This window comes from Bacillus basilensis (genome assembly GCF_050630465.1).
In the GTDB taxonomy this organism is placed as follows: domain Bacteria; phylum Bacillota; class Bacilli; order Bacillales; family Bacillaceae_G; genus Bacillus_A; species Bacillus_A basilensis.
This window is the reverse complement of the sequence record NZ_JBNTQO010000004.1, coordinates 416,933-436,446: the sequence shown is the minus strand read 5'-3', so window position 1 is coordinate 436,446 and position 19,514 is coordinate 416,933. Positions and strand designations below refer to the sequence as shown.

At 36.4% G+C, this 19,514-nt stretch carries 22 protein-coding genes; 11 read left to right on the top strand and 11 right to left on the bottom strand.

The window, feature by feature from the left end:
* Positions 1–5: 5 nt before the first annotated feature.
* The 6 genes from rfbC to ACQVV1_RS11565 all read right to left on the bottom strand — a co-directional run bounded on the left by rfbC (position 6) and on the right by ACQVV1_RS11565 (position 4,615).
* Positions 6–551 carry a dTDP-4-dehydrorhamnose 3,5-epimerase gene (gene rfbC / locus ACQVV1_RS11590; protein ID WP_098555435.1) on the bottom strand — a complete coding sequence of 182 codons (546 nt, stop codon included), beginning with the start codon at positions 549–551 and terminating at the stop codon, positions 6–8.
* An 8-nt stretch (positions 552–559) separates the two neighbouring features.
* Positions 560–1,297 (bottom strand): sugar phosphate nucleotidyltransferase, encoded by a 738-nt coding sequence (locus ACQVV1_RS11585; protein WP_098555433.1) that lies wholly within the window; start codon positions 1,295–1,297, stop codon positions 560–562.
* A 14-nt stretch (positions 1,298–1,311) separates the two neighbouring features.
* A complete protein-coding gene (locus ACQVV1_RS11580; RefSeq protein ID WP_431168893.1) occupies positions 1,312–1,992 on the bottom strand; it encodes a glycosyltransferase family protein in 681 nt (226 codons plus the stop codon).
* A gap of 12 nt (positions 1,993–2,004) precedes the next feature.
* Complete coding sequence (locus ACQVV1_RS11575; protein ID WP_001271201.1) at positions 2,005–2,691, bottom strand: glycosyltransferase family protein; 687 nt, start codon at positions 2,689–2,691, stop codon at positions 2,005–2,007.
* Positions 2,688–3,377, bottom strand: coding sequence for a class I SAM-dependent methyltransferase (locus ACQVV1_RS11570; RefSeq protein WP_431168892.1), 690 nt, complete (start codon positions 3,375–3,377; stop codon positions 2,688–2,690). Before ACQVV1_RS11570 ends, ACQVV1_RS11575 begins: the two co-directional genes overlap by 4 nt.
* Before the next feature lie 140 nt (positions 3,378–3,517).
* Positions 3,518–4,615 (bottom strand): glycosyltransferase, encoded by a 1,098-nt coding sequence (locus ACQVV1_RS11565; RefSeq protein ID WP_212957553.1) that lies wholly within the window; start codon positions 4,613–4,615, stop codon positions 3,518–3,520.
* Positions 4,616–4,780: 165 nt separating this feature from the next.
* Between ACQVV1_RS11565 and ACQVV1_RS11560 the strand changes: the two genes are divergently transcribed.
* The 7 genes from ACQVV1_RS11560 to ACQVV1_RS11530 all read left to right on the top strand — a co-directional run bounded on the left by ACQVV1_RS11560 (position 4,781) and on the right by ACQVV1_RS11530 (position 12,135).
* Positions 4,781–5,659, top strand: a complete 879-nt coding sequence (locus tag ACQVV1_RS11560) for a BclA C-terminal domain-containing protein (protein WP_242250980.1) — start codon at positions 4,781–4,783, stop codon at positions 5,657–5,659.
* Between the two features lie 122 nt (positions 5,660–5,781).
* Positions 5,782–6,627: a TylF/MycF family methyltransferase gene (locus tag ACQVV1_RS11555; protein ID WP_060629959.1), complete on the top strand. Its 846-nt coding sequence runs from the start codon at positions 5,782–5,784 to the stop codon at positions 6,625–6,627.
* Positions 6,628–6,768: 141 nt separating this feature from the next.
* Positions 6,769–7,527, top strand: a complete 759-nt coding sequence (locus ACQVV1_RS11550) for a class I SAM-dependent methyltransferase (RefSeq protein ID WP_242250979.1) — start codon at positions 6,769–6,771, stop codon at positions 7,525–7,527.
* Between the two features lie 6 nt (positions 7,528–7,533).
* Positions 7,534–8,469: a glycosyltransferase family 2 protein gene (locus ACQVV1_RS11545; protein WP_063224599.1), complete on the top strand. Its 936-nt coding sequence runs from the start codon at positions 7,534–7,536 to the stop codon at positions 8,467–8,469.
* Between the two features lie 146 nt (positions 8,470–8,615).
* Positions 8,616–9,776: an FtsW/RodA/SpoVE family cell cycle protein gene (locus tag ACQVV1_RS11540; protein ID WP_431168891.1), complete on the top strand. Its 1,161-nt coding sequence runs from the start codon at positions 8,616–8,618 to the stop codon at positions 9,774–9,776.
* A 74-nt stretch (positions 9,777–9,850) separates the two neighbouring features.
* Entirely contained in the window at positions 9,851–10,591 is a 741-nt protein-coding gene (prpE, locus tag ACQVV1_RS11535; RefSeq protein WP_098555427.1) for a bis(5'-nucleosyl)-tetraphosphatase PrpE, read from the top strand.
* 155 nt (positions 10,592–10,746) lie between these two features.
* Positions 10,747–12,135: a peptidase G2 autoproteolytic cleavage domain-containing protein gene (locus tag ACQVV1_RS11530; RefSeq protein WP_431168890.1), complete on the top strand. Its 1,389-nt coding sequence runs from the start codon at positions 10,747–10,749 to the stop codon at positions 12,133–12,135.
* A 48-nt stretch (positions 12,136–12,183) separates the two neighbouring features.
* Here ACQVV1_RS11530 and ACQVV1_RS11525 read toward each other — a convergent pair whose 3' ends face one another.
* From ACQVV1_RS11525 to ACQVV1_RS11510, 4 genes are read right to left on the bottom strand one after another with little or no spacing between them, the layout of a single operon-like run.
* Positions 12,184–13,077 carry an RluA family pseudouridine synthase gene (locus tag ACQVV1_RS11525; RefSeq protein ID WP_309259846.1) on the bottom strand — a complete coding sequence of 298 codons (894 nt, stop codon included), beginning with the start codon at positions 13,075–13,077 and terminating at the stop codon, positions 12,184–12,186.
* Positions 13,078–13,092: 15 nt separating this feature from the next.
* Positions 13,093–13,890: an NAD kinase gene (locus tag ACQVV1_RS11520; RefSeq protein ID WP_000673195.1), complete on the bottom strand. Its 798-nt coding sequence runs from the start codon at positions 13,888–13,890 to the stop codon at positions 13,093–13,095.
* Positions 13,891–13,908: 18 nt separating this feature from the next.
* Positions 13,909–14,547, bottom strand: coding sequence for a GTP diphosphokinase (gene yjbM / locus ACQVV1_RS11515; protein ID WP_001081482.1), 639 nt, complete (start codon positions 14,545–14,547; stop codon positions 13,909–13,911).
* Between the two features lie 30 nt (positions 14,548–14,577).
* Positions 14,578–14,949 carry a UPF0738 family protein gene (locus ACQVV1_RS11510; RefSeq protein WP_048564983.1) on the bottom strand — a complete coding sequence of 124 codons (372 nt, stop codon included), beginning with the start codon at positions 14,947–14,949 and terminating at the stop codon, positions 14,578–14,580.
* 144 nt (positions 14,950–15,093) lie between these two features.
* On the opposite strand from ACQVV1_RS11510, the gene ACQVV1_RS11505 reads away from it, so the two are divergent.
* The 4 genes from ACQVV1_RS11505 to ACQVV1_RS11490 all read left to right on the top strand — a co-directional run bounded on the left by ACQVV1_RS11505 (position 15,094) and on the right by ACQVV1_RS11490 (position 17,546).
* Positions 15,094–15,672: a CYTH domain-containing protein gene (locus tag ACQVV1_RS11505; RefSeq protein ID WP_063224604.1), complete on the top strand. Its 579-nt coding sequence runs from the start codon at positions 15,094–15,096 to the stop codon at positions 15,670–15,672.
* A 179-nt stretch (positions 15,673–15,851) separates the two neighbouring features.
* Positions 15,852–16,250, top strand: coding sequence for a globin domain-containing protein (locus ACQVV1_RS11500; protein ID WP_000043381.1), 399 nt, complete (start codon positions 15,852–15,854; stop codon positions 16,248–16,250).
* Positions 16,250–17,143, top strand: coding sequence for a ClpXP adapter SpxH family protein (locus tag ACQVV1_RS11495; RefSeq protein ID WP_431168889.1), 894 nt, complete (start codon positions 16,250–16,252; stop codon positions 17,141–17,143). Before ACQVV1_RS11500 ends, ACQVV1_RS11495 begins: the two co-directional genes overlap by 1 nt.
* Before the next feature lie 229 nt (positions 17,144–17,372).
* Complete coding sequence (locus tag ACQVV1_RS11490) at positions 17,373–17,546, top strand: hypothetical protein (RefSeq protein WP_080468697.1); 174 nt, start codon at positions 17,373–17,375, stop codon at positions 17,544–17,546.
* Positions 17,547–17,673: 127 nt separating this feature from the next.
* On the opposite strand, the gene pepF is transcribed toward ACQVV1_RS11490, so the two are convergent.
* On the bottom strand, positions 17,674–19,500 hold the full coding sequence (gene pepF, locus ACQVV1_RS11485) for an oligoendopeptidase F (RefSeq protein ID WP_063224606.1): 1,827 nt from the start codon (positions 19,498–19,500) through the stop codon (positions 17,674–17,676).
* Positions 19,501–19,514 lie beyond the last annotated feature (14 nt).

The window sequence follows — 19,514 nt, the reverse complement described above, 5'->3', positions numbered from 1 at the left end:
CCTACTCAAAAGCTATCTTCATATTCCTGAAGTAACGGTAATATTCGATCTTTATCAGACAAAATAGGACTTGTTACCGGCCATGGAATTGCTAATTCTTTATCGTCCCAAATTACCCCTGAGTCATGATCGGCACTATAATACTCATCTACTTTATACATAACAATAGTATGCGGGACAAGTGTACAAAAACCATGTGCAAATCCTTTTGGCACTAATAATTGCCGATGATTATCCGCACTTAAAATATATCCTCTCCACTGTTTAAACGTTGGTGAATCTTTTCGTAAATCAACGATAACATCATAGATTGCCCCTTGCATAACTTGAATAAGTTTCGTTTGTGCTTTCGGATTTTTTTGAAAGTGTAATCCCCGAATCGTTCCCGCTTCTGCTGAATAAGAAATATTATCCTGTACAAATGAATACGTAACCCCTAATGTTTCTAGCACCTTCTTATTATAACTTTCAGTAAAAAAGCCCCGCTCATCTCCAAATAACCTCGGTTCCAACAATTTTGCGTCGGTAAAGTTTGTTTCTAGAACTTTCATATTCTCACCTATTCTCCGTTAAACTGTTTACCAAAGTTTATATCCCGCGCTAACGCATTCGCCCTTTGAAGAGAAACATGAGTTCCCGCATCAGTCCACCAACCACTCATTTCATTATAAGTAAGTACCCCTCGCTTTAAATACCAATTATTAATATCTGTAATTTCAAGTTCTCCCCTTGCGGAAGGTTTTAATTCTTTTATATAAGAAAAGACTTTCGGGTCATACAAATAAATTCCTGTAACTGCATAGGAACTTTTCGGCTCTTTCGGCTTTTCTTCAATTTCAATTATTTTTCGGTTTTGAATATGCGCCACACCAAATCTCTCCGGATCATCTACAGATTGCAGCAGTACTTTCGCACCTTCTTTTTGAGTTGCAAACTCTTCCACGTACGGACGAATGTCATCTGAAAAGATATTATCCCCTAATATAACTACCATACGATCTTTCCCAACGAAATCCTCACAAAGCCCCAATGCTTGTGCAATGCCGCCAGCCTTATCTTGCACACGATACGTAAAGGACACCCCAAACTCTTGACCGCTTCCTAAAAAACTAACAACATCTCCCATATGCTCTTTACCTGTAATAATCATAATATCTGTAATTTCGCATTGTTTTAGCTTATATACCGCATGATAAATCATTGGATAACGTCCAACAGGAAGCAAATGTTTATTCGTTACTTTCGTTATTGGATATAGCCTCGATCCAGTACCGCCTGCTAAAATAATCCCTTTCACTCTGCATCTCTCCCTTATGATGGAGATAATATATATTTATACTGTTCTACAAACACTTTTCGATCTTTCTCATATGTATCCGCATCAAATTCATCTCCGTTATAATGAATACACCATAAATTTGATTGATTTGGGATACCAATTAAATAACCAGCCCTTTGAAACTCTAAAGACTGTGATACATCATAAAAGTGGAACCCTTGAAACAAATCTTCTCGCCACGGAATATCATACTGCGTTGCCATGAATAGGCCATCAATTGCCTGCACCGACATAAAAGATTGGCTTCCATAAAACCCCTGATCTAAATTTAATAATTGATAATTCCGTCTTCTATACTCAATTACTTTTCCTACTAAATTTTTCCCTTCCCACCATATCCCGTTACTCGGTAAAAACTGTGCACCAGCTACCCCAATTAAACCAAGTTTTTCGTTATCTTTAAAAAGAGAAATAAGTGTATAAAACATCTCTCGATTAATAAGATAAGTATCCTGATGTATATAAACCTTATACTTCGCGGGATATGAAAGTGCTCGGTTATATGCACTTGCCATACTTTTTGCATCTCGTATCGGAAAAATTTGTACGACATAATCAGGGGGAACAAAAAGGTTTCTTATTTGTCTCTCGCATTGTTCAAATAGCTCTTCATTATTTACACAAACAACAACTAATATTGTACGATCCTTCATTTTGTAGCCCCTCTATTCGTCTTGATTTACATCTGACATATAGTTCTCCACAAATATCTTTCTATACTTGTCATAGTTGGTCATATTCACATCAATATGATAGTGGATGCACCACGCATCACGTTGTACAGGAACCCCAACTGTATAGCCAGCTTTTCTAAATTCAAATGACTGAGATACATCATAATAGTCAAATCCATCAAACAAGTCTTCTCGCCACGGAATATCGTATTGCGTTGCCATCAATAAACCGTCGATACATTCCACAGGCATAAATGTTTTTGACTCATGGTACGGCTGTTCTTGAGTTGCCATATAAAATAAATCGTTCATATAACCAATTACTTTCCCAACAACTCCTCTGCCTTCATTCCATATCCCGTTTGGAGGAACATATTGGGCTCCAATCATTCCAATCATTCCAAGATGTTCATGTTCGTTAAATAATTGAAGTAATCCATATAAAAATGCCACATTCATAATGAAAACATCTTGGTGTATATATACTTTATATTTCGCTGGATGCGAAAGCGCTTGATTATATCCGCTCGTCATACTTTTCGCATTCCGAATTGGCATAAATTGTACAATATATCCTGGAGGCACTCCCAATCTCAATATATGCCGCACGCACTGTGCATACATTTTCCGATCATTTATACACGTAACAAATAATATTGTTTTTTCAGCAGCACTCATAACTGCGATTTTTCTGCTTCAATAATATACTGAAATACGACCGTCTCAGCCATGAAGCCACTTCCAAGACGATATTTCTTACAAATTCCATATAACTCCTCAATTAACGGTTCATACATTTTATGATCAATATATACACGATCTACTTTACTAATCGAATATCCTGCTTTTAAAAACATTCGGAGCATTTCATTAAATGTAAAGAAACGAATATGCGTTTTATCTAATAAACCATATTCTGTATACGTCCAATTCCCAGCAAGTAACGGCGCTAATACTGAAATATGAGCAACGTTTGGTATACTTGCTAAAATTACACCATTTTCTTTTATATATGGCTTTACTTTTTCTATTACAGCCCAAGGATCAAATAAATGCTCTAATACATCCCCAAATATGACGCAATCAAATTGCTCCTCCTCATAAGGAAGAACTATTTTTTCTATATCCCCTAAAATCACATGATCAAGTCTTTCTTTTGCTTTTTCTGCCGCCTCTGGGAATGCCTCAATTCCAGATACACGTGTGCCATTTTCTTTTATAGCTGCTCCCAATGCACCGCCCGAGCAACCAATATCAAGAACTTCTTTCCATTCCTTTTTTATGTGCTTTAATAAATTCGGATTCGCTGCATTGTAATAATGCTCGGACTTTTCTTCATATAGAGAACTTTTTTCACGATTCATTTTACACACTCCTTATGCAAATTGAATTTGAAATATAAATCTCATTCACCTAATATTGGTTCCATTACTGATACACTAATATATAACCAATCTATTAGAGTTAGAATAACGATAAACCATTTCTAACAAAACGAAACTTATTACACTTTATATTGTTTATCAAAAACATCCCGAAAATATTTGCGGTTATATTCGATTGCAGCATTATTTGGAACATAAGCAGCTGCTAATTCGTTGTAATAATAAGCTTTGTCTTGCTCTCCTAACTTGCTATAACAAATACACATTTGTAAATAGGGAAGCCATGTGTAGCTCGCTGGACTATGAAATGGACTCTCCGTTGCCATTGGTACTTCTGTTGCAAGTTTAAACCAAAATATCGCTTCGTTATATTTTTGTTGTTCCATATATATATATCCTATTCTTGTACAATTCTCTCCTCTAGGAACATCATATCGAAACGACTTCACGCAAGATTCAACTGCCTTTTCCCATGATCCAAGCTTTGCATAGCAATCTCCTAACTTACCACATGCATAAATTTTCTCTTCGTACCATCCTTCGTCTTGATTAAGAAATGTTTCATATAGCATAACTGCATCATCATATTTTTGGTTATCCATAGATTCATTTGCGTAATAAAATAAATCTCTCGGACTCAATTCTTCTCCTGCAGCTACAGCATTTTGAAAAATTTTCAAATTACGATTTGTTACCTTTTTCTCTTTTTTATGTGTAATAGCAACATTACTACTAAAAGTTTCACCAGAAATAGCTAAATACTCATGAACCTTTCCATACCATTGAAATTGTTTTTCACGCTTTACAAGTCGATTTCTTTTTGTACAATATAAAGGTTTTCCGTTAGAATCCATTGCAAGATGATAAGGCATCGAAACAGCATCAATTTTAGGATCTAATTCTCTTTTCAAGAGTTTCAATGCTTCTTGAGCATCTTCTAATAATACGTCATCTGCATCTAGCCACAATATATACTCTTGTGTTGCTTTTGAAAAAGAAAAATTTCTCGCTGCCGCAAAATCATTAATCCATGGAAAGTCATATATGTTAGAGGTATATTGAGCTACAATTTCTTTCGTTCGATCAATAGAACCTGTATCAACTATAATAATTTCATCAACAATTTTTTCGACTGCATCTAAACATCGACCTATTGTATCTTCCTCATCCCGAACAATCATACATAAACTAATTGTAATTCCTTGCTTGTTCAACATAATCACCCTCTTCCAAATCAATCATATGTTATACATACAATAAACTTTCCACTTTTTTAACTTGCACAAGCAGTTTAAGATTTCTTTTCAATAATTCAAATGTCCGTGTCATTTTCTTCCGGTTTTGCATCTACTATATAATGAACGCTTTATGGAGGTGAATTTATGTCAAATAATAATTATTCAGATGGATTGAATCCCGATGAATCTTTATCAGCTAGTGCATTTGACCCTAATCTTGTAGGACCAACATTACCACCAATACCACCGTTTACCCTTCCTACCGGACCAACTGGGCCGACTGGACCAACTGGGCCGACTGGGCCAACTGTACCAACTGGGCCGACTGGACCAACTGGGCCAACTGGACCAACTGGGCCAACTGGACCGACTGGACCGACTGGACCGACTGGTGACACTGGTGCTACTGGACCAACTGGGCCAACTGGTGACACTGGTGCTACTGGACCAACTGGGCCAACTGGTGACACTGGTGCTACTGGACCGACTGGGCCAACTGGTGACACTGGTGCTACTGGACCAACTGGGCCAACTGGTGACACTGGCGCTACTGGACCAACTGGTGCTACCGGACCGACTGGGCCAACTGGACCGACTGGACCAACTGGGCCATCCGGACTAGGACTTCCAGCAGGATTATATGCATTTAACTCCGGTGGAATTTCTTTAGATCTAGGAATTAATGATCCACTACCATTTAATACTGTTGGATCTCAGTTTGGTACAGCAATTTCTCAATTAGATGCTGATACTTTCGTAATTAGTGAAACTGGATTCTATAAAATTACTGTTATCGCTAATACTGCAACAGTCAGTGCATTAGGAGGTCTTACAATCCAAGTGAATGGAGTACCTGTACCAGGTACTGGATCAAGTTTAATCTCACTTGGAGCACCTATCGTTATTCAAGCAATTACGCAAATTACGACAACTCCATCATTAGTTGAAGTAATTGTTACAGGGCTTGGGCTATCATTAGCTCTTGGTACGAGTGCATCTATTATTATTGAAAAAGTTGCTTAATTTTTTACTTAGCAGTAAAACTGATATCAGTTTTACTGCTTTTTCATTTTTAAATTCAATCATTAAATCTTCCTTTTCTACATAGTCATAATGTTGTATGACATTCCGCAGGAGGCACTTATATGGAAAATAAATCGGCTGTCCAGCTTTATCTTGAGTTACTAAAGAAAACAATTTTATTTGAAATATGGTTAGAATACGAACCATACTTACCTGCTTCGTTACATATATCTAAAGAACTATCATATGAACCAGTTACGGTTCCACTTCCTTTATTTCTTAAGCAGTATGTAGAAAATCACAATTTAAAAATCGTTAATCCTAACGTTTCAAACAATGAGCGTCAAGGTGGCAAGGATTGGCCAAGAGCTGCACACAGTATGGTTGGTCGAAAGCGTATGAATCAATTACAAGAGGCTATGGAAACTGTAGTCAGGGAAAATATAGAAGGCGATTTTATTGAAACTGGTGTATGGCGCGGAGGATCATGCATTTTTATGAATGGATTTTTACAAGCAAACAACATTAAGGATCGTACTGTATGGGTTGCCGATTCATTTGAAGGTCTGCCCGCACCTAACTTAGAACAATATCCAAAAGATTATGGTGATTATTTGCACACATTCGATTACTTACGAGTTTCTTTAGAAACAGTACAAGAAAATTTTAAAAAATACGATTTATTAAATGATCAGGTGAAATTTTTAAAGGGTTGGTTTAAAGACACACTGCCTTCAGCACCGGTAGAAAAAATTGCAATTGCTCGCCTTGACGGTGATATGTATGAATCAACGATGGATAGTCTTGTAAATTTATATGATAAAGTTTCAACAGGTGGCTTTATTATTATTGATGATTATGGATTGATAACATGCGCAGAGGCTGTAACAGATTTCAGAAGCGAAAGAAACATAAAAGCTCCTATGACTCAAATTGATGATTTCGGTATTTATTGGCGAAAAGAATAGAATACAATTTTATTCTTTTGAGGGGTTCTATCACACTACTGATTCGTAAGAACCAATCGTGTAAAGTTCCCCTCACTATAAATAATTAACTTATATATGCAATAAAAATCTCTTACTTTACTACAAGGACGGAGTGAATGTATGAACGAAAATGAGAAAAAAATCACATTAATTCCACCTCCAGAACTCGTTCAATATGTAGGTGGTGACTTTGAAGAAGTTGGAAAAGAGTTTATGCAGTATTTTATTGAAATTGGCAATTTAAAATCAAATGAAACAGTGTTAGATATAGGCTGTGGTATCGGCCGGATGGCGGTTCCATTAATGAACTATTTAAGCGATGATGGTACTTATTATGGATTTGACTTATTTAATAAGGGAATTACATGGTGCAAAAATAACATTTCAACACGACGTAACAACTTCCATTTTGAACATGTCGATATATATAATCAATTCTACAATCCCGATGGAAAAGAAGATGCTTCCCAATACAAGTTTCCATATGAAGATGAATCATTCGATTTTATTTTTTTAACGTCTGTATTTACCCATCTCCTTCCGAAAGAATTAGAACATTACGTATGCGAGATTGCACGAGTTCTGAAAAAAGATGGGAGATGTTTTATTACTTTCTTTTTAATTAATCCTGAATCTTCCTATTACTTAAATGCAGGACTAAGTACGTTAGGTTTTTATCATCAAATTGACAATTGTTATGTTCTAAATAAAGATATCCCGAATTTCGCAGTTGCCTATCCTGAGGAAGATATTCGTACTCTATTAAATAAATATGGGCTAGAAGTACAGACTCCTCCCCATTATGGTTCATGGTGTGGCAGAACTGAACACACCAGTTATCAAGATATTATTCTTACACAAAAAATTTCTGAAAGGTAGTTGTATATGGATACTATAAAAAATCCACCTCTCGTTTCCATCCTTATTCCCACCTATAATCGACCACATTATTTTAAAATTGCTCTAGAAAGTGCATTAGCACAAACGTATTCAAATATTGAAATTATTGTAGGAGACGATAGCACAAATAATGAAACAGAAAAATTAATATACAGAGATTATTTACATAAGCATAAACATATAACGTACATTCGAAATCCCTCTACTTTAGGACAATTTCATAACGCCCTTACGCTCTTAGAACATTCAAATGGAGAGTACATAAATTTCTTAATGGACGATGATATATTTTATAATAATAAAATTGAAAAAATGATGTTTTATTTCCAACAAGACTTAAATAAAAATCTTGCACTTATCACATCCTATCGTACTTGGATCAATGATGATGGAGATATAATTGAACAACACCCCTCCATGAAAAAATTATATGATGAAAATACTCTACTAAATGGGAAAGATTTTGGAAACCGTATGCTTTTAGCGGGACAAAATATTATCGGCGAACCTACAATCGTACTCTTTAGAAAAAGTCTATTAACAGAACCTTTCGGCACTTTAAATGGCAGAAAATATGGTTGTAGTGTTGATATGGCCTCTTGGATCAATTTACTTTCAAAAGGTGATGCGATGTATATCACTGAGCCTTTAAGTTCCTTCCGCGTTCATACTGGACAGCAAGTACGTCACAAATTCCTTGAAGGCTGTGAAGATTTTTCTCATCTCGTTTTAACCTCAAAAAAGTATGGTTTCTTACAAGACCCTAAACATTATAAAAAGGGTTTGATAAGAGCTTACGGATGGTATAAAAATGCGTTCAAATATTACAATCTATTTCCGAACCTCATTCCAGATATAAATACACATACACGTCTTTCCTATTGTTTAAATATAATTACAAAAGAACTCCGTGCCATATAGTCCATCACAAGGAAGGAGCTATTCCTTCTTTGTGATGTATGGCTTCCCACAAATAGTGGAATAAATGTATGCATAGTCTGCTTGTATATTATTTTTATCATGACATGATTCATACACTTACTAGGCGATAGAAAGGAATACATACATTGAAAGATCCAAATTCTCAATATCAAATAGACTACGTATTACTATTCATCTTATTTGCCATTGGGATTGTTAGTTGCTTTGCAATTGCAAGTGCACAAGCCTCTTTACCAACATTTTTGCAAAATGTAAATTTTGTATTAAAGCAAATCCAATGGTACTTCATTGGATTTATAGCCATTGGTATGATTATGATTATTGATTTCGATCGTTATCAAAAAATTGCTTGGTATTTATATAGCTTTGCATTGGTACTACTTATTGGACTAGAACTTCAAGTACCAGGTGCCATTACAATTAAAGGTGCAACCGCTTGGTACAGGCTCCCAGGTATCGGAAATTTCCAGCCTTCTGAAATTATGAAATTGTTTTTAATTATCGTCACCGGACGAATTATAGCAAATCACAATGAGAAATATTTTTGCCGGACAATACACGATGATTTTTTATTGCTCGGCAAAATATGCGCAACAAGTTTGCCACCACTACTACTTATTGCAAAGGAGCCTGATTTAGGAAACACGATGGTAATTTCAGCTATGCTCGCAGCAATGATACTAGTTTCTGGTATACGTTGGCGTTTTATTTTCGGATTAGTTTCCGGTATTTTTGCAACTGGCGTTACATTAACGTATATTTTTTTTACTCATACAAAATTCTTTAAAGCACACATTTTACAAGAATATCAACTAAATCGCTTCTACGGCTGGTTAGCGCCCTACAAATATGATGCGCAAGGCTATCAATTAAGACAAGCTTTCTTAGCTACTGGATCAGGGGAAATGCAAGGAAAAGGTTGGGAAAATGGACAAGTATACTTTCCAGAACCACATACAGATTTTATTTTCACTAATGTCGCTGAACAATTCGGCTTTTTAGGCGCAAGTGTCATTATTGCACTTTTTTTCCTACTTATTTTCCGTATGATTCATATCGCTTTAGAAAGTAATGACCCTTTCGGTAGTTACATCTGTGCTGGTACAATCGGAATGTTTACTTTTCAAGTATTCCAAAATATCGGGATGACCATCGGATTACTGCCTATTACAGGAATCACATTACCCCTTATGAGCTACGGAGGAAGTTCCTTACTCACATACATGATAGCGATTGGATTTGTTTTAAACGTTCGCTCAAGAACGAAAATCTTTATGTTCAACTGACGTACAAAAACGGTATATTTTTATCTCTATCCTTTTTTAGATATACTAATGAAAAATATGATGGAGGTTTAAATATGAAATATGACATTATAGGGGATATACATGGATGCTTCCAAGAGTTTCAAGATTTAACGACGAAACTCGGATATAACTGGAATAGTGACCTGCCAATTCACCCTGATCAACGCCAAATTGCGTTTGTTGGTGATATTACTGATCGAGGCCCTCATTCATTACGTATGATTGAAATTGTATGGGAACTTGTCATAAATAAAAAAGTAGCTTATTACGCTCCGGGAAATCACTGTAATAAACTATACCGATTTTTCCTTGGGCGTAATGTAACAATCGCTCATGGACTCGAAACAACTGTTGCTGAATATGAAGCACTGCCTTCTCATAAACAAAACATTATAAAAGAAAAATTCATCACACTTTACGAGCAATCCCCTTTATATCACGTACTCGATGAGAAAAGGTTACTTGTATGTCACGCCGGAATTCGGCAAGATTATATAGGAAGACAAGATAAAAAAGTACAAACCTTTGTATTATATGGCGATATTACAGGAGAAAAACATGCTGACGGCTCACCTGTCCGTCGCGACTGGGCGAAGGAATATAAAGGACAAGCTTGGATTGTATATGGACATACACCCGTAAAAGAACCTCGCTTTGTAAATCATACAGTCAATATTGACACTGGCGCTGTATTTGGTGGCAAACTAACCGGGCTACGTTATCCCGAAATGGAGACCGTTTCCGTCCCTTCCTCCCTGCCTTTTGTCCCTGAGAAATTCCGCCCAATTTCATAACACCTCTTATTTACGTACCATCCATAAATTACGAGGGATTATCGTACCATTTAGGCGGCTCTCATATAAAAACTAGGTAAAGTAATGAAAAAAAGATGCAATAAAGTGCATCTTTTTTTCATTACACGGCATATACTGTCGCAGGAGGTGACAGAATGAAGAAAAAATCTTCTAAACAAAAAAGAAAATGCCCGCCTTTTTATCTGCCCATGTACGGAATTAACAACTGGTGCAGCATTCGAGCTGCAGCTTTAGAAGAATTGGAAGGACAAGAAGCTTCCCCCAAAAACAAAGCTAGACCAAAATATGTCTCTTTAGAAAATGCTGTAATGAGCCGCATAATTGATAATAAAAAAACAAAGATGCAGCAAAAAAACCACTCTCTTCCTACTCATAATGAACAGATTGTATCTTCTGAACAAACAGAGAAAAATACAGAAGAAAACATCCCTGTAGCAATAAATAAAAAAGCGGAATCAGAAATTCCAGCTGCTATTATAAATCAAGTGAAGAAAATAAAAGAAGCATTAGCACCATCCAATGATATACAAACAGAAAAAACTATCATAATTCAAACCCCTACACCTGAAAATACAAAAGTAAAAAAAGGGGGACGGTATGCACATGCAGAAGGACTTCACTCTAATGCAGAGGGTACAGCTTCACATGCAGAAGGGCTTCTTACACACGCAAAAGCTTCTTTCTCCCATTCAGAAGGATCAAAAACAAAAGCAACTGGACATAGTTCCCATAGTGAAGGAAGTGAAACGATAGCAGGTGGCTCTTATTCTCATGCGGAAGGTAAACATACAATCGCTTTAGGCGAAGCAGCACATGCAGAAGGAACCGCTACTATCGCTAACGGATTCTCTTCTCATGCGGAAGGTAATCATACATCAACAGCTCATTTTGCAGGTAGCCATATTATGGGACGCTTCGGCACAGCAGAAGAATCATATTCTTGGTTTATTGCAAACGGATCAAATGAAACCGATCATAATATCGGTGCAAAGTGGCTTGCTCATAATGGAGAAATGTATATTGATGGCGCTTCTTATAATGCAAGCGGAACCGATTTTGCACAAATGTTTGAAACAGCAGACAATACTCTTATTGATGTCGGTTATTTCGTTACATTTAGTAGCGAAGAAAAAATTCGAATCGCTACTTCAAATGATTCATTCATTTTAGGTATATCTAGTGCAACCCCCGCTCTTATAGGAAATAGCGGTGCTTTAAGTTGGCAAAAGCGCTACAAAACAGATGACTTTGGAAAACGCCAATATGTACATTCGGAATCGCAAGACATACAACCTCTTTTAAATACAAAATGGGATCCAGCTTGCAAATATATAGCAAGGAAAGATCGTACCGAGTGGCTTCCTGTCGGATTAATTGGACAAATGTTAGTACGTGATGACGGCACTTGCGAAACCCATGGATATTGCCGCCCAAATGACGATGGCATTGCTACAAAATCCGAAAGTGGTTTTTTCGTTATAAAGCGCACGGGTGAAAATCAAATTTTAATATTATTCCGCTAAGAAAAAAGGGAACAAAATTCTTCATTACAGAAGAATTTTGTTCCCTTTTTAATCATGCTTTAATACCTCTTGCATATCACTTGGAATCGTTGTAGCGAAAGACATTTCCTTCTCTAAAATAGGATGATAAAACGTCAAAGATGTACTATGAAGTGCTTGTCGTTTCATTTCATCCCTTTTTCCACCATATAAATTATCGCCAAGTAACGGATGCCCTATATGCGCCATATGCACACGAATTTGATGCGTTCTTCCTGTATCAAGCTCAAGCGATACATGTGTCTTATGATTCGCACTATCAATTACTCTAAAATGAGTAACTGCTCTTTGCCCATCTTCACAAACCTTTCGCTCAATAATGCTATCCGATTTTCGTCCAATCGGTGCATCAATCGTCCCTTCTCGTTCTATCATCTCCCCATGAACGATTGCTTCATACGTTCTTTTCACAGCTTTTTGTTGATGCTGTTTCGATAAAAGGTGATGTACGAAACGATTTTTTGCAATAAGCATAAGCCCTGAAGTGTCACGATCTAATCTTGTTACAATATGCACCGTGCTTGCAAGATGCTGTTTATCATAATGAGATAAGAGCGCATTCGCAACACTTCCTGATGGATGTTCTCTAGACGGAATCGTTGACATGTTCGTCTCTTTATTAATGACAAGAACTGCATCATCTTCATATACAATACATAAAGGGATATCCTCTGCAATCATCCCTTCACTTCTTTCCTCCACCGGAAAAAAGACACGTAATTCTTCACCAACTTGCAACTGATGACGGACACTCGTATGTTGACTATTTACTTCAATAGCTCCGCCGCGAAACTTTATATCCGTTAATGCGGCTTTAGAAATCCCTTTTGTTTTTAAAAATTCTCTAACTAAAGTTCCCTCTTCAGCCGATTCTATATCCCATTTCAATGTAAATCTGTTCAAATATATAAACCCTTTCTATTTATCTGCAACAAACGAGTCACGAACTCGTTTCCAGAACGGGAATGGACGGAAACGAACAAATCGTACTTTCTCGTTTGCAACGCGATACTGAATTGATTTCACATCTTGATGAACCATCGTTAAATGGTCCACCGTAATTTGTAAGTTCATTCCTGCAGCAGGCTTCAACACACATGTATGATGCTTTGGCAGTACAAGCGGCGAACCTACCGTACGAAACACACGGTTATTAATAGATGCCATTTCTGCAATTTGAATCGCTTCAATAGAAGGGTGAATAATCGCTCCACCAAGCGCTTTATTATACGCAGTACTTCCTGAAGGGGTAGAAATACAAAGGCCATCCCCGCGGAACGTTTCAAAGTACTCTCCGCGTATTTCCACTTCTGTTACTAATGTACCTTCTGCACTTTTTACAGTCGCTTCATTCATCGCCAAATACTGTGACTCTTTACTCCCATTCACATAGCGAATAATCACTTCTAAAAGCGGGTATTCCACCACTTGGAATGGCGTTTTAGCAATTGCAATTACTAATTTCTCTACTTCTGTCGGTAACCAATCTGCATAGAAACCTAAGTGCCCTGTATGTACGCCAACAAATGCTGTTTCATCTAATCGATTATAATAACGATGAAACGCATACAAAAGCGTTCCATCTCCTCCAACAGAAATTACAATATCGGGTTCCTGTTCATCCATTATAAATCCAAAATCTAGCAAGTATTCTTTCATCGTGCTTGCCAGTGTATCTGATGATTGATCTCCCTTTGACATAATTGTAAATTTCATCGCCCAACACCCTTTAGTTTATGATTCGGAATCTTTCGTTTCTTGCTTTCTTGAAAAAGCTTTCTGCGCTTCTTGAATTTCAAGACGGATAGAAGACATTTCTTCATCTAATAAAAATGCTGCTTCCGCTGCACGTTGCAAGCGTATTTTAATATCTTCAGGAAAACGTCCACTATATTTATAATTTAAAGAATGCTCAATTGTTGCCCAAAAGTTCATTGCTAACGTGCGTATTTGGATTTCTACCAATACTTTTTGTTCTCCTTGAATCGTTTGAACAGGATAACTAATAACAACGTGATAAGAACGATAACCGCTATCTTTCTTTTGCGTGACATAATCACGTTCTTCCACGATTTCAAAGTCATTTCGTTTTCGAAGATATTCTACAACAGGCTTAATTTCGTCAACAAATTGACACATCATTCGAAGACCCGCGATGTCTTGCATATCTTCTCTCAGCCGGTCTAACGGTACATTTCTCTTCTCCGCTTTATCAATAATACTCGCAACCGACTTTACCCTTCCTGTTACAAACTCAATTGGAGAATGCTCTGTTAACATTGCAAATTGAGTACGCATTCCTTTTAGTTTCACTTTCAGCTCTGCCACCGCTTGATGGTAAGGTGCTAAAAATTCTTCCCAATTTCGATTCATTTCAACCACCACCAAAATCAATCCATTTGCTTATAGAAATACCTTTTCTACAGCAGTTACTAATTCTTCTCCATAATTTGCATTACCTTCAATATTTTCAACTAAATATTCTACTTCTTCTTTTAATCCTTCTAATTCCATTTCAATGTCATTTACGCGAACGAACATTACCACATCGTTATTCATCGCTTCATGCATTGCTTCCCAGCATGTGTGCGGAATACTTACATAAATGAAAGATGATTCGTTTTCTAAGATATATAAAAATGATAAATTGTCTGAGTCTACAAGTACGTGATTACGCGTACTTAACTCCTTTACCTCTATTTCACTATTTTCCGCACAAAAAATAAGAGCATTCTCTCTCTTTTCTACGCTCTTAACTTGGATTTTATTTTGCATGCTCTAACTCCTCCATCTCAACTTCCTGTCTTACTTAACAGTATTATTGTATCATAACATGGACGCAAACAAATAAAACATTGAACCAAATTTGTGAAAAAGCGATAATGTGTAAAGAATTATTTATCAAAGGGAGTGCATACAATGAAACAAGAAATTGAAATTGAATTTAAAAATATAGTTACAGAAGAAGAATTCGTTACATTATGTAAATCGTTTTCTATTGAGGTATTTACGAAACAAGTGAATCACTACTTTGAAACACCGAACTTCTCGTTAAAAGAAGCTGGCTCTGCACTTCGTATTCGTCATAAAGAAGAAACTTATACATTAACATTGAAACAACCTGCAGAAGTTGGCTTGTTGGAAACGCATCAAGTCGTAACAGAAGACGAAGCAAGAATGATGATGGAAACAAACGTAATTATTTCAGGGGCTGTAATGGATCAACTACGCAAACTACAAATTCCTGTTTCTACTTTAGCTTATATGGGTAGTTTAACAACTGAAAGAGCTGAAACGTTATTTGAAGACGGAACGCTTGTCTTTGATCATAGTTTCTATTACAATCACGATGATTATGAAATTGAATTTGAAGTGCAAGATGAAGAAACAGGAAAAGCTGCATTTATTCATTTATTAAAGCAACACGACATACCAATCCGTCATACAAATAATAAAGTAAAACGCTTTTTCCTTGCCAAACAAAACAAAGCACGCTAAAGTGAAAATTCCACTAGTGAATACGTTCTACTAGTGGATACATCTCACTTTAAAAAAGAAAAGATTCTTTTACATCTGTAGAATAAGCAAAGAATGTTATGAAGGCTGTTTATTTGCCCTCCCTAACATTCCATTGCTACAATAGATATACATTTCATGGAAAAAGGAGTTTATAAAGGATGAGCAAGCAACCGATGACACCATTTGAAGCAATTGGCGGTGAACAATGCATTGCAATATTAGTAGACACATTTTATTCCTATGTCAGTAAGCACCCTGACCTATCTCCCATCTTCCCGGATGATTTAACAGAAACCGCTAGGAAGCAGAAACAATTTTTAACACAATATTTAGGTGGTCCTAATTTGTACACTGAAGAACATGGTCATCCTATGTTAAGAGCACGCCATCTTCCGTTTGAGATTACGCCAAAACGAGCAGAGGCTTGGCTATCATGCATGGAGCAAGCAATGGATGACACAGGAGTGCACGGTCATATAAGAGAGTTCGTTTTTGAACGTTTAGCATTAACTGCTCAGCATATGGTTAATACTCCAAACGAAACAGGTGAAATATAATGGATAAACAGGAAGCAAAGCATATCAATATGCCATCTCCTTCCGCATGTGAGCATAAGTCTGTAGAAGCATATTTATTTATTGATCCACTTTGTAAAGATTGCTGGGAAATTGAACCCTTTATTATTAAACTATGGCTTGAATATGGGAGATACTTCTCTATTCGTCATATTGTAACTGGAAAAGTGGACGGAACGAACGCTTCCTCACACAAATGGAATAAACCTGCTAATATTCGATTTGTGTGGGAAAAGACGACAAGTTTACAAGGTTTTTCATGTGATGGAAAAGTACATATGCAAGAGGCATCATCAACACCATATTTAGTTTCGATGGCAATTAAGGCAGCGGAGTTACAGGGTCGAAAAGCAGGTTCGAAGTTTTTGCGAAAACTCCAAGAATACATTTTCCTTGAAAATGTATCAAACCCAGACTGCGAATTATTACTTGCATGTGCAAAAGATAGCGACATTGATGTAGAGGAATTTAAAAAAGACCTATATTCCGCCAGCGCAAAAAAAGCTTTCCAATGTGACTTGAAATTCACAAATGAGATGCATATTACCGAAATACCTTCTCTCGTATTTTTTCATGCGAATTCAGATGAAGAAGGTATTAAAATCGCTGGAACTTATTCCTATGATGTATACGTACAATTATTAAAAGAACTTGTAAAATGTGAAATCGGGCCAGAACCATTACCGCCTTTAGAAGTGTTACTAGAAGCAACACAATTTATATCTTCAAAAGAAGTTGCATTTATATACGACTGTTCGCAGCAAGAGATCGAGCGTGAACTAAAAAAATTACAACTGAAACGAAAAGTACAAATGATTGACGTAAAATGTGAGCGTTATTGGAAATGGATAGCAAAAGAAAAAGACCTGGTGTAAACACCAGGTCTTTTTCTTTACGGCTTATAAAAATATTAAAGGGGATGGGAGAAATTTTCACGTTCAAACAAAGGGGTATATGTTTGTATGTGAATTCGTTCACGCTTATTATATTACAAGATTCGACGTCAGATGACAACCCCTTTTGTCGAATTTCACACTTTTGTCACATTCTAAACGTTTTCATTTCTGAATAAGCTATAAAAAAGCTCTTTTGGAGGTGTTCTGTATGAAAAAAACGTATATTTTACTAATTTTACTAGCTATCATCGTTTCTTTTTTCTTGTACATCCTCTCTCTACTACAAGCTTTCCCTAAAATTATCGCCTTCCCTCTTTTATTTGGAGTCATTGTCATCGCTCTCTCTTATTTCAACCATAAAAAACGCTTTAAAGGGTTTTAACTACAAAAACCAACTGCAAAACTGCCTTCTAATTTAGAAAAAAGAAGGAAATTCGTTTTATTCCCTCGACAAATATCGACAAAATAACATCCAAACAAAAAGACGAGGTAAATCCCTCGTCTTTTTATTACTTCTCTTCAAATAATAATGCTTCTAATTCATTTAATTTCTCTTCAAATACTTGTAGTGCTTCTTTTACCGGTTCTGGAGATGCCATATCTACTCCAGCCTTTTTCAGCACTTCAATTGGATAATCCGAGCTTCCTGCTTTTAAGAACTCATTAATGTAACGTTCTACTGCTGGTTGCCCTTCTTCTAAAATTTGTTTAGATAGAGCCGTTGCAGCACTAAATCCTGTTGCGTATTGGTATACGTAATAATTATAGTAGAAGTGCGGAATACGAGACCACTCTAAACCAATTTCTTCATCGATTACTAAAGCATCACCGAAATATTTCTTATTTAAACCATAGTAGATCTCCGTTAACATGTCTGGCGTAACCGCATGCCCCTCTTGTACTTTCTTATGAATAATATGCTCAAACTCTGCGAACATCGTTTGACGGAATACAGTACCACGGAATCCTTCTAAATAATGATTTAATAAGTATAGACGCTCTTTCTTATCTTCTGTCGTTTTTAATAAATAATCGTTTAGTAACGCTTCATTACAAGTTGATGCTACTTCCGCAACGAAGATTGAATAATCACCGTATACGTGCGGCTGCGTTTTTCTTGTATAGTAACTATGCACGGAATGACCAAACTCATGAGCAAGCGTAAATAAATTATTTACATTATCATGCCAGTTCATTAAAATATACGGATTTGTTCCATATGCACCAGATGAATATGCTCCGCTTCGCTTTCCTTTATTCTCATACACATCTACCCAGCGATTTTCATATGCTTCTTTTAAAATGTCAACATACTCATCACCAAGGACGTTTAAAGACTTTAATAACATGTCTTGTGCTTCTTCATACTTCACGTTCATTTTCACTTCTGGTACAAGTGGTGTATATAAATCATACATATGAAGCTCATCAAGTCCTAGTGCACGCTTACGAATATCAATGTAACGATGTAGCAAGTGTAAATTATCATTTACGGATTCAACAAGTTGATCATACACCGCTTCAGGAATATTATTATTACTTAATGCAGCTTGACGTGCAGAATCGTATTTGCGAACGCGCGCATTGAAATTATTACGCTTCACCGCTCCGCTTAACGTACTTGCAAATGTGTTCTTATATTTTCCGTACGTTTCATATACAGCTTTGAATGCATCTTCGCGTACACGACGATCATCACTTTCTAAAAACTGAATGTAACGACCATGTGTAATTTCTACTTCTTCTCCATCCTCACCTTTAATAGATGGGAATTTCAAATCCGCATTATTCAACATACCAAATGTATTACTTGATGCACTCATTACTTCAGATGCTTCTGCTAATAGAGCCTCTTCTGCTTCAGATAATACGTGCGGGCGTTGACGCGTAATTTCTTCTAATGCATGTTCATATATACTTAAGTCTCTATTTTCTTTCAAGAATGTTTGCAGTGTATCTTCTGAAATCGATAAAATTTCAGGCACAATATATGCTGTACTACTGGATACTTGTGAATATAAATTTGTCGCGCGATCATTTAATGCTTGATACACAGAGTTTGTTGTATCTTGATCGTAACGCATATGTGCATATGTATATAGCTTACCTAATCGCATTGAAATTTCATCTTCATATTGCAATGCTTCAAGTAAATTGTTCGCAGAGTCACCAAGTTTCCCTTTAAATTCAGTTAACTTCGGTAATAAATCTTTAATAGCTTGAAATTCTTTTTCCCATTCTGCATCCGTTTGGAAAATATCTTCTAATCGCCACGTACTTGATTCTTCAATCTCGTTGCGATCTGGTAATGTTTTTGCTGTGTTTTGTTCAGACATCCTTTAAGCCCTCC